15 protein-coding genes and 1 other annotated feature are annotated in these 13,857 nt (G+C 55.6%); of the genes, 8 read left to right on the top strand and 7 right to left on the bottom strand.

Annotation, left to right across the window (positions count from 1 at the left end; translation table 11 throughout):
* The first annotated feature begins 13 nt into the window (after positions 1-13).
* Positions 14-892, top strand: coding sequence for a metal ABC transporter substrate-binding protein (locus tag K5Y33_RS00965; RefSeq protein ID WP_222233090.1), 879 nt, complete (start codon positions 14-16; stop codon positions 890-892).
* 44 nt (positions 893-936) lie between these two features.
* Here K5Y33_RS00965 and ykgO read toward each other — a convergent pair whose 3' ends face one another.
* The 4 genes from ykgO to K5Y33_RS00985 all read right to left on the bottom strand — a co-directional run bounded on the left by ykgO (position 937) and on the right by K5Y33_RS00985 (position 5,856).
* On the bottom strand, positions 937-1,077 hold the full coding sequence (ykgO, locus tag K5Y33_RS00970) for a type B 50S ribosomal protein L36 (protein ID WP_008103894.1): 141 nt from the start codon (positions 1,075-1,077) through the stop codon (positions 937-939).
* A gap of 15 nt (positions 1,078-1,092) precedes the next feature.
* Positions 1,093-1,350 carry a type B 50S ribosomal protein L31 gene (locus tag K5Y33_RS00975; RefSeq protein WP_101762406.1) on the bottom strand — a complete coding sequence of 86 codons (258 nt, stop codon included), beginning with the start codon at positions 1,348-1,350 and terminating at the stop codon, positions 1,093-1,095.
* A gap of 149 nt (positions 1,351-1,499) precedes the next feature.
* Positions 1,500-4,649, bottom strand: a complete 3,150-nt coding sequence (locus K5Y33_RS00980) for a multidrug efflux RND transporter permease subunit AcrB (protein WP_101762405.1) — start codon at positions 4,647-4,649, stop codon at positions 1,500-1,502.
* 16 nt (positions 4,650-4,665) lie between these two features.
* Entirely contained in the window at positions 4,666-5,856 is a 1,191-nt protein-coding gene (locus K5Y33_RS00985) for an efflux RND transporter periplasmic adaptor subunit (RefSeq protein ID WP_101762404.1), read from the bottom strand.
* A gap of 142 nt (positions 5,857-5,998) precedes the next feature.
* Here K5Y33_RS00985 and acrR point away from each other — a divergent pair, with 142 nt between their 5' ends.
* Positions 5,999-6,637: a multidrug efflux transporter transcriptional repressor AcrR gene (gene acrR, locus K5Y33_RS00990; RefSeq protein ID WP_110867732.1), complete on the top strand. Its 639-nt coding sequence runs from the start codon at positions 5,999-6,001 to the stop codon at positions 6,635-6,637.
* Here acrR and rsmS read toward each other — a convergent pair.
* The 3 genes from rsmS to priC are packed head-to-tail and all read right to left on the bottom strand — an operon-like array spanning position 6,624 to position 7,601.
* Positions 6,624-6,782 (bottom strand): pleiotropic regulatory protein RsmS, encoded by a 159-nt coding sequence (rsmS, locus tag K5Y33_RS00995; protein WP_192414050.1) that lies wholly within the window; start codon positions 6,780-6,782, stop codon positions 6,624-6,626. The genes acrR and rsmS overlap by 14 nt on opposite strands.
* Positions 6,783-6,790: 8 nt before the next feature.
* Complete coding sequence (locus K5Y33_RS01000; RefSeq protein WP_137385287.1) at positions 6,791-7,036, bottom strand: GlsB/YeaQ/YmgE family stress response membrane protein; 246 nt, start codon at positions 7,034-7,036, stop codon at positions 6,791-6,793.
* A 52-nt stretch (positions 7,037-7,088) separates the two neighbouring features.
* The gene (priC, locus tag K5Y33_RS01005; protein WP_222233835.1) at positions 7,089-7,601 is read right to left on the bottom strand and encodes a primosomal replication protein PriC; all 513 of its coding nucleotides are present in this window, start codon (positions 7,599-7,601) and stop codon (positions 7,089-7,091) included.
* 58 nt (positions 7,602-7,659) lie between these two features.
* Here priC and K5Y33_RS01010 point away from each other — a divergent pair, with 58 nt between their 5' ends.
* The 6 genes from K5Y33_RS01010 (at position 7,660) to htpG (ending at position 13,834) form a co-directional block, all read left to right on the top strand.
* Positions 7,660-8,037, top strand: coding sequence for a DUF454 family protein (locus K5Y33_RS01010; RefSeq protein ID WP_222233091.1), 378 nt, complete (start codon positions 7,660-7,662; stop codon positions 8,035-8,037).
* Between the two features lie 155 nt (positions 8,038-8,192).
* Complete coding sequence (apt, locus tag K5Y33_RS01015; RefSeq protein ID WP_101762398.1) at positions 8,193-8,744, top strand: adenine phosphoribosyltransferase; 552 nt, start codon at positions 8,193-8,195, stop codon at positions 8,742-8,744.
* Positions 8,745-8,895: 151 nt separating this feature from the next.
* Positions 8,896-10,875, top strand: coding sequence for a DNA polymerase III subunit gamma/tau (gene dnaX, locus K5Y33_RS01020; protein WP_222233092.1), 1,980 nt, complete (start codon positions 8,896-8,898; stop codon positions 10,873-10,875).
* Positions 10,217-10,278 (top strand) — a sequence feature (DnaX frameshifting element). Its footprint overlaps the gene before it by 62 nt.
* Positions 10,876-10,925: 50 nt before the next feature.
* Positions 10,926-11,255 (top strand): YbaB/EbfC family nucleoid-associated protein, encoded by a 330-nt coding sequence (locus K5Y33_RS01025; protein WP_008103874.1) that lies wholly within the window; start codon positions 10,926-10,928, stop codon positions 11,253-11,255.
* Positions 11,255-11,860, top strand: a complete 606-nt coding sequence (gene recR / locus K5Y33_RS01030) for a recombination mediator RecR (protein ID WP_008103873.1) — start codon at positions 11,255-11,257, stop codon at positions 11,858-11,860. Before K5Y33_RS01025 ends, recR begins: the two co-directional genes overlap by 1 nt.
* Positions 11,861-11,959: 99 nt before the next feature.
* Positions 11,960-13,834 carry a molecular chaperone HtpG gene (gene htpG, locus K5Y33_RS01035; protein WP_210081225.1) on the top strand — a complete coding sequence of 625 codons (1,875 nt, stop codon included), beginning with the start codon at positions 11,960-11,962 and terminating at the stop codon, positions 13,832-13,834.
* The last annotated feature ends 23 nt before the right edge of the window (positions 13,835-13,857 follow it).

Raw genomic sequence — 13,857 nt, forward strand, 5'->3', positions numbered from 1 at the left:
TAAGGGGATAGGAATGAAAAAGTTACCGCTGAGTCTGGCGATTGGCGCCATGCTGGCAAGCCCGCTGTCGCTGGCGAAAAGCGTTGATGTTGTGGCGAGCTTTACCGTGCTGGCGGATATCGTTAAACAGGTTGGTGGCGATCACGTTAACGTGAAATCGCTGGTCGGGCCGAATGGCGATCCGCACACCTTCGAACCGACGCCGCAGGATAGCCAGGCGCTGTCGAAGGCGGATGTGGTATTCGTGAGCGGTTTGGGCATGGAAGGCTGGATGGATCGCCTGATCGGCGCGTCAGGCTATAAAGGCACCATCGTAGTGGCATCGAACGGTGTCAACACGCGCAAGATGGAAGAGGACGGCAAAAGCATCACCGATCCGCACGCGTGGAACAGCATGCAAAACGGTGTGATCTACGCCACTAATGTGATGAATGCGCTGATCAAAGCCGATCCAGAAGATGCGGCGGATATTCGTAAAAGCGGTGAAAGTTACATTCAGCAGCTGCAGAAGCTGGATAGCTGGGCGAAAAATGCCTTTGCCGAAGTGCCGAAGAGCAAGCGTAAAGTGCTGACCAGCCATGACGCCTTTGGCTACTTTGGCCAACGCTATGGCGTCAGTTTCCTGGCGCCGGTGGGTTTCTCTACCGAAGCGGAAGCCAGCGCCAGCGACGTGGCCTCGATCATCCAACAACTGAAGGCCGAGCACATCAAAACCTACTTTATGGAGAATCAAACCGATCCGCGACTGGTAAAACAGATTGCCAGCGAAACCGGCGCGCAGCCGGGCGGGGAACTTTATCCTGAGGCGCTGTCGGAAGCGAATGGCCCAGCAGCGACCTATGTCGCCGCGTTCAAACACAATGTTGACGCCATTTTGCATAGCATGAAGTAAAAAAAAGGCCGGGGAGCATCCCGGCCAACTATCACGACACTTTCCTACCTTTTTTTCTTTCTTCCCTGAACCGCCTTAAAGCGCGGGTTAGTTTTGCAAATCACATAGATGCGACCTTTACGACGCACGACTTTGCAATCCTTATGGCGCGTCTTTGCAGAGCGCAATGAACTCAATACCTGCATCTGTTCTCTCCAGCGTTACTTGTTGCGCGACAGGAAGCTGCCGAAACGCTGGTTGAAGCGCGCGGTGCTGCCTTCTTTAGCAAAGTCTTTCTGCTTGCCGGTGTAGAACACGTGGGATTTTGACGAGACATCCAGCGTGACATATGGCAGCACTTCACCTTCATACTCAATGGTGCGCTCGGTTTTGATGGTGGAGCCGACTTTAAAGTATTCGTTGGCCGAGGTGTCGTGGAACACCACTGGGCGATAAAGAGGATGGATATTCGGTTTCATAGTAACCTCGCTATGTAATGTTATACTATAACAATAGTATGAGCCCGAACATGGCTGATTGCAACCGTGAAAAACGCAGGGATTTTGGCGGGGCAGGGGAACAGCAATAAAAAAGGCCGCATCAGCGGCCTTTTAGGGAAGAGTAAAACTTAGTGTTTGTGCTCAACCGGATGACCGTGTTCCAGGTCACCTTTGTTCTTACTGAAGCGGCGACGTACCACCACGAAGAACACCGGAACGAAGAAGATAGCCAGCGCGGTCGCTGTTACCATCCCGCCCATTACGCCTGTACCTACCGCGTTCTGTGCGCCAGAACCCGCACCGGTGCTGATCGCCAGCGGCATTACGCCGAGGATAAAGGCGAGTGAGGTCATCAGAATCGGACGCAGACGCATACGGGATGCTTCCAGCGTGGATTCCACCAACCCTTTACCTTCCTTCTCCATCAAATCCTTGGCGAATTCGACAATCAGGATGGCGTTCTTCGCCGACAATCCTATGGTAGTCAACAAGCCCACCACAAAGTAGACGTCGTTACTTAAGCCACGCAGCGTGGTGAAGATCAGTGCGCCGACAACACCCAGCGGTACCACCAACATGACCGAGAACGGAATCGACCAGCTCTCATACAGCGCGGCCAGACACAGGAACACCACAATCAGTGAGATAGCATACAGCGCCGGAGCCTGGTTTCCTGACAAGCGTTCCTGATAGGACATGCCGGTCCAGTCGTAACCGATACCCGCCGGCAGTTTTCCTGCCAACTCTTCCATCAGGTTCATGGCATCACCGGAGCTCTTGCCTGGCGCAGCCTGGCCCAGAATCTCCATCGATGGCAAGCCGTTGTAACGTTCCAGACGCGGTGAACCGTACTGCCACTTCGCCGAAGAGAAGGCGGAGAACGGTACCATGGTGCCGCCGCTGTTGCGCACGTACCATTTACTGATATCGTCCGGCAACATACGTGAATCGGCCTTGCCCATAACGTACACCTTCTTCACGCGACCGCGGTCGATGAAGTCGTTGACGTAAGAACCGCCCCATGCTGAAGCCAGCGTGGTATTGATGTCCGACAGCGACACACCCAGCGCCTGCGCTTTCTCTTGGTCGATGATCAGTTTGTACTGCGGCGTATCTTCCATGCCGTTTGGACGCACACCCACCAGCGTATCCGAATGCTGGGCGATCATGCCAAACAGCTGGTTACGCGCGGCGGTCAGCTTCTCGTGACCCAGGTTACCCTGATCGGTCAGCATGAAGTCGAAGCCGGTGGCGTTACCCAGTTCGATAATTGCTGGCAGGTTGAACGGGAACACCATCGCATCTTTGATTTGACCGAGCGCCTGCATGGCACGACCGGCAATCGCAGGCACTTTCAGGTTGGCATCGCCACGCTCATCCCACGGCTTGAGGCTGACGAACGCAATACCGGTGTTCTGTCCACGACCGGCGAAGCCGAAGCCGTTAACGGTAAACACGGAGTTAACGCTGTCTTTCTCTTTGGTCAGGAAGTAATCCGTCACCTGATCCAATACTTTCTGGGTACGTTCCTGGGTAGCACCGGCTGGCAATTGCGCCTGCGCCAGTAACAAACCCTGATCCTCTTCCGGCAGGAATGAGGTAGGCAGTTTCAGGAACAGGTACGCCATGCCGACCACGATCACCAGATAAATCAGCAGGTAACGGCCGGTGCTGCGAATGATATGACCGACACTATCAACGTAGTGGTTGGTGCTCTTATCAAACAGGCGGTTAAACCAGCCGAAGAAACCGGTGGTTTTGCCGTGAGCGCCTTTCTCCACTGGCTTCAGCATGGTGGCACAAAGCGCAGGCGTCAGGATCAACGCCACCAGCACCGACAGCGCCATCGCCGAAACAATGGTGATGGAGAACTGGCGATAAATGACGCCGGTTGAACCACCGAAGAACGCCATTGGAATAAATACCGCTGACAGCACCAAGGCAATACCGACCAATGCGCCCTGAATCTGCTCCATCGAACGTTTGGTCGCTTCTTTCGGCGGTAAGCCTTCCTCCGCCATTACACGTTCGACGTTCTCTACCACCACGATGGCGTCATCCACCAGCAGGCCGATGGCGAGCACCATCCCGAACATCGTCAGGGTGTTTATCGAGTAGCCAAAAGCACTGATGATCGCAAAGGTTCCGAGCAACACAACAGGAACGGCGATGGTTGGAATCAGCGTCGCACGGAAGTTTTGCAGGAACAGATACATCACCAGGAACACCAGCACGATTGCTTCGAACAGCGTTTTCACCACTTCGAAAATCGAAATTTTCACGAACGGTGTGGTGTCGTACGGATAAACCGTTTTCATGCCTGCCGGGAAGAACGGCTCCAGTTTCGCCAGTTCTGCTTTCACCGCATCGGCGGTGTCCAGTGCATTAGCGCCGGTGGCCAGTTTGATACCGATACCGGAAGCCGGTTTGCCGTTATAACGCGCGATGATCTCGTAGTTTTCACCACCGAGTTCAATCTTCGCCACGTCACGCAGACGTACCTGCGAACCATCCTGATTCACCTTCAGCAGAATATTGCCGAACTCATCTGTCGATGTCAGACGGGTTTGCGCAATGATCGAGGCATTCAGCTGTTGGCCCGGTACAGGTGGCGTACCGCCCAACTGACCCGCGGCGATCTGGGTGTTCTGGACTTTCAGCGCGTTGATCACATCCACTGGTGTCAGTGAATAGTTGTTCAGCTTGTGTGGGTCCAGCCAGATGCGCATCGCATACTGCGCACCAAACACCTGAGTATCACCGACACCCGGCATACGGCTAACCGGATCTTTGATGTTTGAAGCAACATAGTCAGAAATATCATTCTGCGTCATGGTGCCGTCATCACTGACAAAACCCGCCACCATCAGGAAGCTGCTAGAGGATTTCTTAACCTGAATACCCTGTTGCTGTACTTCCTGTGGCAGTAACGGCGTGGCCAGCTGCAGTTTGTTCTGCACCTGAACCTGCGCGATATCGGCATCAGTACCGGATTGGAAGGTCAGCGTCAGCGTCAATGTCCCCGACGAGTCACTGCTCGAGGACATATACATCAGTCCATCGATACCGTTCATGTTTTGCTCGATGACCTGCGTCACCGAATCTTGCAGCGTTTTCGCATCAGCACCCGGATAGGTGGCCTGGATTTCAACCGCCGGCGGTGCAACATTGGGATATTGCTCAATCGGCAGGCTGATAATCGATAGCACACCGGCCAACATGATGATGATGGCGAGCACCCACGCAAAAATGGGGCGATCAATAAAGAACTTAGCCATGTATCAGTGGCTCCTGTTATGACGATGATTTAGCAGACGGTGATTCTGGTGCAGCTTTGGCATCATCGGAGACTTCTTTTGGCGTCACCTGCGCACCCGGTTTGGCACGCTGGATACCGGTGGTGATCACCCGATCGCCTTCTTTTAGACCTTCCGTCACCAGCCATTTGTCGCCAAATGCCTGATTAGCGGTGATGTTACGCGATTCCACTTTATTATCTGCGCCAACCACCATTGCGGTTGCCTGACCGGTTGGGGTGCGTGTTACGCCCTGTTGCGGCACCAGCAGTGCGGTGGGATTGGTGCCCTCATCCAGACGCGCACGAACAAACATGCCTGGCAGCAGGCGATTGTCCGGGTTCGGGAAGATGGCGCGCAGCGTGATCGAGCCGGTGGTTTCATCCACGCTCACATCAGAGAATTCCAATGTGCCTGTCTGCGGGTATGCGTTACCGTTTTGCATCAGCAGGGTGACGTTGGCCTTACCGTCGTTCTGTTTCAACTGACCGGATTCCAGCTCTGCGCGCAGACGCAGGAAATCATCACTGGATTGGGTCACATCGACATACATAGGATCGAGCTGTTGCACGGTCGCCAGGGCAGTGGTTTGCCCGTTGGAAACCAGCGCACCTTCGGTTACCGACGATTTACCAATACGGCCGCTGATGGGTGACGTCACTTTGGTATACGCCAGATTGATGCGCGCAGTTTCGACGTTGGCACGCGCAGCCTGGGCGGCAGCAGCAGTTTGGGCTGCGGTGCCAGCGGCGGTGTCATAGTCCTGCTGACTGATGTACTTGGTACCCAGCAGCGGCTTATAGCGAGTAATGGTTAACTGCGCGACACGCGCATTGGCTTCAGCCTGGGCGAGATCCGCTTTAGCGCTGTCGTAGGCCGCCTGATAGGTGGCGGGATCAATCTGATACAGCGACTGACCGGCTTTTACATCACTACCTTCAACAAAATTACGCTTGAGGATAATTCCTGACACCTGAGGGCGCACTTCCGCAACGCGGAAAGCCGAGGTACGGCCCGGCAGCTCGGTGGTAATTTTCAAGGGTTCGTTTTTTAACGTTACAACACCCACTTCTGGGGGCTGCTGCTGGGCGGCTTGCTGGGATTTATTATCATCACATCCTGTTAACACAAAGCTGCCTGATAGCATCAGGACGGCCGCCAGAGGCGCTAATCCTCTGTTTTTATTCATAAATAAACCTCTAGTGTCCGATATCAAATGATCAATGGATCACAAACCGATAAACCCATTGCTGCGTTAAAACACGGGTCATGCTATGGTACATACATTCACAAATGTATGTAAACTTACAAGTTTGTAAAAAAAGCCCAGCATGGCACGAAAAACCAAAGCGCAAGCTCTTGAAACACGGCATCAAATTCTTGACGCCGCATTAGCACACTTTTCCGAACATGGTGTGGCCGCCACGTCTCTGGCGGATATCGCAACAGCGGCCGGCGTCACGCGCGGGGCTATCTACTGGCATTTCAAAAATAAAGCCGATCTCTTGCAGGAAATCTGGCTGCGTTGTGACGCTGGGCTGGACGATGTGGAACTTGAGTATCAGACAAAATACCCGGGCGATCCACTTTCTGTTGTTCGTTCTATGTTGATCTATATCCTTGACGCCACAGCAAAGGATCCGCAAAGACGCGCATTAATGGAGATTATCTTTCATAAATGTGAGTTTGTTGGCGAAATGTCGACGTTACAGGATATGCAGCAGAGCTTACTGCAAGCGTGTTACGATCGAATTGAAACTGTACTACGTCTTTGTATTGATGCCAGCCAATTGCCTGCGAACCTGAATACGCGTCAGGCGGCGCTACTGATGCGCGGCTATATCAATGGCATGATGGAAAGCTGGCTGTTCAACCCGCAAAGTTTTGATTTGGCAGCCGATGCGCCTCAGCTGGTGGATGCGTTTCTTGATATGTTGCGCTTGAGTCCAACGCTGCTTAGTCGGCCTTGATTTCCGCCGCTTGTTTCTGCTCATAATCTCGCTGAACAATCGCCAACGCAGCCAGCACGGTGGCGGTAGGGACATTATTCTCTTCAAGCAGTTGAATCAGATCGACGGCAAGTTTGATTTCGTCGGGTGCGCTGTCCAGTGACATTTTTTCTCCTAAATACGTAATTTCGCCGCGACCAGCAGCATTAACAGCGCGCCCAGCAGTGCGCTGGCGAAACCGGCTGGATGCAGGACGGCCAGATCGCCGGTGGTGAAGTAGGTGGCGATATAGCCGCCAATCAGCGCGCCAATCACCGCCAGCACCAACGTCGGCACAAATCCTCCCGGACGACCGGGAAAAATCACCCGTTTGAGCCAGCCTGCCGCTAAACCGATCACAATCCATAATACCAGCGTCATGATTTTACTCCTTTTTCTCACCGCAATGAGTATAGAGGAAAAAGCGCCGCGTTCAGCGCGGCATAGGCGGCAACTCCAGTTTGTAGATAGCGGCGCGGCAGCGTGCCAAACGTTCTTGCAGCTGATCGACTTCACGAATTAACTGCTGCTGAACGCTCAGCGTTTCAGCGCGCGCCAGATGCTGCTCGCGCTGCGCAATCATCGCCAGTAAGCGTTTTTCGTAGCCTTGATACTCTTCACGCTTGGCCTGGCGTGCATCGACACGTGGCCGCTCGCGCTTGACGCGCAGCTGCTGGCTCTGGCATTCGCGCTGTAATGCGGCAATTTGATCCAGCACTTTCTCCGCCAGCCATTGACGGCGCTCCACATCAGTGTCAGCAGCGGTTAACTGCGTCACATTGCCTTCCAGTTCGCGCAGATAATCCGCCAGGCGCGTGCCGCTGGTGCGAAACAGGTGAGAATCAAAACGGGGCTGACGACAGGCACCATCCGGCTGCTGCGCAATCTGCTGGCGCAGTAACTCTAACATGGCATGGAGACGTTGCTGGGCGGGCGGTTGGGGCATCACTCTGTTTCCGACTGTGTTAACGTAACGCTGTTTTTGACTTATTCAGGCATCAGGCATGCAGCGCATTTTACTACTGAGCCTTGGCTGGCTGGCGATTGTGCTAGGTACGCTGGGCATTGTATTACCTTTATTACCGACGACGCCATTTGTGTTGCTGGCGGCCTGGTGTTTTGCCCGCTCGTCGCCGCGTTTCCATCATTGGTTGCTGTGGAAGTCGCCGTTTGGTCGCTTTATTCGCCACTGGCAGCAGCATCGTGCCATGCCGCCCGGCGCCAAAGGGCGCGCCATGTTGCTGATTGTGATTACCTTTTCGGTGTCCCTTTATTTAGTAAACCTGCTGTGGGTGCGCATCCTGTTAGGCGCGATGCTGTGCCTGCTGCTGCTTTTTATGTGGCGCATTCCGGTTGTAACCGAGGATGCCAACCCGCCATAACAGTAGCGTGAGGGTTGCATTTAGCCGGGTATTTGCATAGATTTGGGCATCTTCGTGCGTGGCTTCCCTTATAAACGACTTCGCTTAACCCGGTTTCCGGGGTTTGGCGCTAGAGAAGCTGCGCGTATTAGATATTTTCTCCAGGCGTAACATTTATGACCGCAACTGCGCAGCAGCTTGAACTCATCAAAAACAGCATTAAAAGCATTCCTGACTATCCGAAGCCGGGCATTCTGTTCCGTGACGTGACCAGTCTGATGGAAGATCCGCAGGCGTATGCCGCGTCGATCGCCATTCTGGTGGAGCGTTATCGTAACAAAGGCATCACCAAGGTGGTGGGAACGGAAGCGCGTGGCTTCCTGTTTGGCGCACCGGTGGCGCTGGGTTTGGGCGTGGGTTTTGTGCCGGTGCGTAAGCCGGGCAAACTGCCGCGTGACACCTTCAGCGAAAGCTACGAGCTGGAGTACGGCACCGATGCGCTGGAACTGCACAAAGATGCCATTAAACCAGGCGATGTGGTGCTGGTGGTGGACGATCTGCTGGCGACTGGCGGCACGCTGGAAGCAACGGTGAAGCTGATCCGCCGCGCCGGTGGAGAAGTGAAAGACGCCGCATTCGTGATTAATCTGTTTGACCTGACCGGTGAAGCCCGCCTGACTGCCATGGGCGTCGAGTGCTTCAGCCTGGTGAATTTCCCCGGCCACTAAGGCCTGCGCGCTCCGCTGCACGGCGGGGCGCCACCTCTGCAAAGTTAGTGGTTGCTGATCCGCTGGTGGCTGTTAAACTACTGCCAAAATAAACAGGGTTTGCGAAGCTGCATTTTCTCCCTTCTCCCTAAATTCCAGTGATTGAATCCACATGAGCTATCAGGTACTTGCGCGAAAATGGCGTCCCCAGGCCTTCGCTGACGTAGTCGGTCAGGAACATGTGCTGACTGCGCTGGCCAACGGGTTGTCACTGGGACGAATCCATCATGCTTATCTCTTTTCTGGCACACGCGGCGTCGGGAAAACCTCGATCGCCCGTCTGCTGGCGAAGGGGCTTAACTGTGAAACCGGCATCACGTCAACGCCGTGCGGGCAATGCGATAACTGCCGCGAAATCGAGCAGGGCCGTTTTGTCGATCTGATTGAGATCGATGCCGCATCACGCACCAAAGTTGAAGATACGCGCGATCTGCTCGATAACGTGCAGTACGCGCCGGCGCGCGGTCGCTTCAAGGTCTATCTGATCGATGAAGTGCACATGCTGTCGCGTCACAGCTTCAACGCGCTGCTGAAAACGCTGGAAGAGCCGCCATCGCACGTTAAATTCCTGCTGGCGACCACCGATCCGCAGAAGCTGCCTGTGACGATTTTGTCCCGCTGCCTGCAATTCCATCTCAAAGCGCTCGACGTTGAGCAAATCCAGCAGCAGCTGGCGCATGTGTTGCAGCAGGAGCAGATTGCTGCCGAACCGCGTGCGCTGCATCTGCTGGCACGCGCCGCTGACGGCAGCATGCGCGATGCGCTGAGCCTGACCGACCAGGCGATTGCCATGGGGCAGGGCAGCGTAACGCGTGACACCGTGGCACAAATGCTCGGCACGCTTGACGATGAACAGCCGCTGGCGCTGATTGAAGCGCTGGTGGATGGCCAGGGCGAACAGGTGATGGCGCTGCTGAATCAGGCCGCGTCGCGTGGGGTTGAGTGGGAAGCGCTGCTGGTCGAGATGCTGCGTTTACTGCACCGCATTGCGATGGTGCAGCTGCTGCCAAGCTCGCTCAGCGAGGACGATCTCAGCCAGGCCGATCGCCTGCGCGAGTTAGCGCGCGTGCTGCCACCGGCTGACGTGCAGCTCTATTACCAAACGTTGTTGATGGGACGTAAAGATCTGCCGCTGGCACCGGATCGGCGCTTAGGCGTAGAGATGACGCTGCTGCGGGCGCTGGCGTTCCATCCGCAGGCAACGATTGCGGAGCCGGTGGCGCGTCCCACCTTGACGCCACAAGCTGCGCCGCAGGTTGCTGCGCCACAAGCCGAAGCGAAAGCCGCGCCCGCACCGGCTGCGCAGCCGCAGATGGCACCGCCGAACCCTGACGCGCCGCCGGTGTCGGATGATTATCCAGACATGCAGCCCGCGCCCGATCCGTTACCTGACTCCACCAGCCAGTTGTTACAGGCGCGAACGCAGTTGCTGCGTCAGGGAGCCGGCAAAGCAAAAAAGAGTGAGCCGGCAGCGCGTTCCGCGCGGCCGGCGAATCCGGCGCTGGAACGTCTCGCTAGCGTCACTGAACGTGTGCAACAACGTGCGTCTGAACCCACGGTAAAAGCCCCGGCCAAACCGGAAGCCTATCGCTGGAAAACGCAACTGCCGGTGGAGGTTAAAGCGGAGCCGGTGGCGACGCCAAAAGCCTTGCGTTCGGCACTGGAGCATGAGAAAACCCCTGAGCTGGCGCTGCGTCTGGCGGAAGAAGCCCAGCAGCGCGATGCGTGGGCTGCTGAAATCGCCGCGCTGACGCTGCCAAAACTGGTGCAGCAAGTGGCGCTCAATGCGTGGAAAGAGGTGGGCGAAGCCGGCGTTACGCTGCATCTGCGCAGCAGTCAGCGCCATCTGAATTCAGCTTCTGCCAGGCAGGCGCTGGCGGAAGCGCTGAGTCAGTCTGCCGGTCAGCCGGTTGAATTGACGATTATTGAAGACGATAATCCTACGGTATTGACGCCACTGGAGTGGCGCCAGGCCATTTATGAAGAGAAGCTGTCGCAGGCGCGACAGTCGATCGAAAGCGATACCCATATTCAGACATTGCGTCGATTCTTCGATGCCGATTTGGATGAAGAGAGTATTCGACCGGTGTGAACATGCTGCCGCGCGTCAACTGCGCGCAGCCCCAGCAGAGAGAGAAAACTATGTTTGGTAAAGGCGGATTGGGCAACCTGATGAAACAGGCCCAGCAGATGCAAGACAAAATGGCCAAAGTGCAGGAAGAGATCGCCGCGATCGAAGTGACCGGTGAATCAGGCGCTGGCTTGGTTAAAGTAACCATCAACGGTGCGCACAACTGCCGTCGTGTTGAAGTCGATCCTAGCTTGCTGGAAGATGACAAAGACATGCTGGAAGATCTGATCGCCGCGGCCTTCAACGATGCGGCACGCCGTATTGACGAAACGCAGAAAGAGAAGATGGCTGCGGTCTCTTCAGGTATGCAGCTGCCGCCTGGCTTCAAGATGCCGTTCTGATGCAAACCAGTCCACTGCTTGAATCTTTGATGGAGTCGTTGCGCTGCCTGCCGGGCGTTGGCCCGAAGTCGGCGCAGCGTATGGCTTTTCAGCTGTTGCAGCGCGATCGTAGCGGTGGCATGCGTCTGGCGCAGGCATTGACCCGCGCCATGTCGGAAATCGGTCACTGCGCCGATTGCCGTACCTTCACCGAACAGGAAATCTGCACCATCTGCGCCAATCCGCGTCGTCAGCAAAACGGCCAGATTTGTGTGGTGGAGAGCCCGGCAGATATCCACGCCATTGAGCAGACCGGCCAGTTTGGCGGCCGCTACTTTGTGCTGATGGGGCACTTGTCACCGCTGGATGGCATTGGGCCACAGGATATCGGCCTGGATCGGCTGGAGCAGCGTCTCGAGCGCGAAACCTTAACCGAAGTGATCCTCGCCACCAATCCCACGGTGGAAGGGGAAGCCACGGCCAACTACATCGCCGAGCTGTGCGGACAATATGGCGTTGATGCCAGCCGCATTGCACACGGTGTGCCGGTCGGTGGTGAGCTGGAAATGGTCGATGGCACCACGCTGTCGCACTCGCTCGCCGGACGCCACAAGATTAATTTCTAATCACTTGCCGATGTCTTCCCAGACATCGGCTTGAAATCCTCTCCTTCATCCCCATTTCTCTCTCAACGTATCATCAACCCCGATTCAGTTGAGGTAGCAATGACCATGAAAGGACAAGAGACGCGTGGCTTCCAGTCAGAGGTAAAACAACTTCTGCACCTGATGATCCATTCACTCTATTCAAATAAAGAGATTTTCCTGCGCGAGCTGATTTCCAACGCTTCAGATGCCGCCGACAAACTGCGCTTCCGCGCGCTGTCGACGCCCGATCTGTATGAAGGCGACGGCGACCTGCGCGTACGTATCTCGGTCAATCCGGAAAATCGCACGCTGACGCTCAGCGATAACGGCATCGGTATGCGCCGTGATGAGGTGATTGAGAACCTCGGCACCATCGCTAAATCCGGTACCAAATCCTTCCTCGAATCCATGGGCTCCGACCAGGCGAAAGACAGCCAACTGATCGGCCAGTTCGGCGTGGGCTTCTACTCTGCGTTCATTGTGGCGGATAAAGTCACCGTGCGCACCCGCGCCGCCGGCGCTAAAGCCGATGAAGCGGTGTTCTGGGAATCTGCTGGCGAAGGCGAATATACGCTGGCGGAGATTGAGAAAGCCGATCGCGGTACCGAAATTACGCTGCACTTCCGTGAAGGCGAAGATGATTTCCTCGATGCGTGGCGCGTGCGTAACGTGATCAGCAAATACTCCGATCACATCGCGCTGCCGGTGGAGATTGAAAGCAAAGACGAAGAGAGCGACACCACCACCTGGGAAAAGATCAACAAAGCCCAGGCGCTGTGGACGCGCAACAAGTCTGAGATCAGCGACGACGAGTACAACGAGTTCTACAAACATATCGCCCACGATTTCAGCGATCCGGCGATCTGGAGCCATAACCGCGTGGAAGGTAAGCAGGAATACACCAGCCTGCTGTATATCCCGGCGCGTGCGCCGTTCGACATGTGGAACCGCGACAGCAAGCACGGCCTGAAACTCTACGTACAGCGCGTGTTCATCATGGACGATGCCGAGCAGTTCATGCCGAACTACCTGCGCTTCGTGCGTGGTTTGATAGATTCCAACGATCTGCCGCTGAACGTATCGCGTGAAATCCTGCAGGACAGCCGTGTGACCCAGAGCCTGCGTGGCGCGCTGACCAAGCGTAGCCTGCAGATGTTAGAGAAGCTGGCGAAAGACGACGCGGAAAAATATCAGCAGTTCTGGAAAGAGTTCGGTCTGGTACTGAAAGAAGGTCCAGCCGAAGACAACGCTAACCAGCAACAGATTGCCAAACTGCTGCGCTTTGCCACCAGCCAGAGCGACAGCGCTGAGCAGACCGTTTCGCTCGACGATTATGTGACGCGCATGGTGGAAGGTCAGGACAAGATTTACTACATCACCGCCGACAGCTATGCCGCCGCGAAGAGCAGCCCGCATCTGGAACTGTTCCGCAAAAAAGGCATCGAGGTGCTGCTGCTCTCCGATCGTATCGACGAATGGATGATGAGCTACCTCACCGAATTCGACGGCAAAACCTTCCAGTCAGTCAGCAAAGCGGATGATTCGCTGAGCAAACTGGCCGATGAAGAGACCGAAGAGCAGAAAGAAGCGGAGAAGGCGCTGGAGCCGTTTGTTGAGCGCGTGAAAACGCTGCTGGGCGAGCGTGTGAAAGAGGTGCGTCTGACGCATCGTCTCACCGACACGCCAGCGATCGTCACCACCGATGCTAACGAAATGACCACGCAGATGGCGAAGCTGTTTGCCGCGGCCGGTCAGGACGTGCCGGACGTGAAGTACATTTTCGAGATCAATCCGGATCATACGCTGGTGAAACGCGTGGCCGATACCCAGGACGAAACGCGCTTTGCCGAGTGGGTTGAGCTGCTGCTGGATCAGGCGCTGCTCGCCGAGCGCGGTACGCTTGACGATCCAAACCAATTTATCCGTCGCATGAACCAGTTGCTGACGGCGTAATCGCACCAAACCCGAAAGGTCGC

The organism is Pantoea sp. DY-17 (assembly GCF_019795975.1).
Taxonomy (GTDB): Bacteria; Pseudomonadota; Gammaproteobacteria; order Enterobacterales; family Enterobacteriaceae; genus Pantoea; species Pantoea leporis.

Coding starts and splice junctions, on each gene's coding strand:
- K5Y33_RS01025 (WP_008103874.1), top strand. CDS start 10,926: ATGTTTGGTAAAGGCGGATTGGGCAACCTGATGAAACAGGCCCAGCAG.
- K5Y33_RS01010 (WP_222233091.1), top strand. CDS start 7,660: ATGCAGCGCATTTTACTACTGAGCCTTGGCTGGCTGGCGATTGTGCTA.
- K5Y33_RS00975 (WP_101762406.1), bottom strand. CDS start 1,350: ATGAAACCGAATATCCATCCTCTTTATCGCCCAGTGGTGTTCCACGAC.
- htpG (WP_210081225.1), top strand. CDS start 11,960: ATGACCATGAAAGGACAAGAGACGCGTGGCTTCCAGTCAGAGGTAAAA.
- K5Y33_RS01000 (WP_137385287.1), bottom strand. CDS start 7,036: ATGACGCTGGTATTATGGATTGTGATCGGTTTAGCGGCAGGCTGGCTC.
- dnaX (WP_222233092.1), top strand. CDS start 8,896: ATGAGCTATCAGGTACTTGCGCGAAAATGGCGTCCCCAGGCCTTCGCT.
- ykgO (WP_008103894.1), bottom strand. CDS start 1,077: ATGCAGGTATTGAGTTCATTGCGCTCTGCAAAGACGCGCCATAAGGAT.
- recR (WP_008103873.1), top strand. CDS start 11,255: ATGCAAACCAGTCCACTGCTTGAATCTTTGATGGAGTCGTTGCGCTGC.
- apt (WP_101762398.1), top strand. CDS start 8,193: ATGACCGCAACTGCGCAGCAGCTTGAACTCATCAAAAACAGCATTAAA.
- priC (WP_222233835.1), bottom strand. CDS start 7,601: ATGCCCCAACCGCCCGCCCAGCAACGTCTCCATGCCATGTTAGAGTTA.
- K5Y33_RS00980 (WP_101762405.1), bottom strand. CDS start 4,649: ATGGCTAAGTTCTTTATTGATCGCCCCATTTTTGCGTGGGTGCTCGCC.
- acrR (WP_110867732.1), top strand. CDS start 5,999: ATGGCACGAAAAACCAAAGCGCAAGCTCTTGAAACACGGCATCAAATT.
- K5Y33_RS00985 (WP_101762404.1), bottom strand. CDS start 5,856: ATGAATAAAAACAGAGGATTAGCGCCTCTGGCGGCCGTCCTGATGCTA.
- rsmS (WP_192414050.1), bottom strand. CDS start 6,782: ATGTCACTGGACAGCGCACCCGACGAAATCAAACTTGCCGTCGATCTG.
- K5Y33_RS00965 (WP_222233090.1), top strand. CDS start 14: ATGAAAAAGTTACCGCTGAGTCTGGCGATTGGCGCCATGCTGGCAAGC.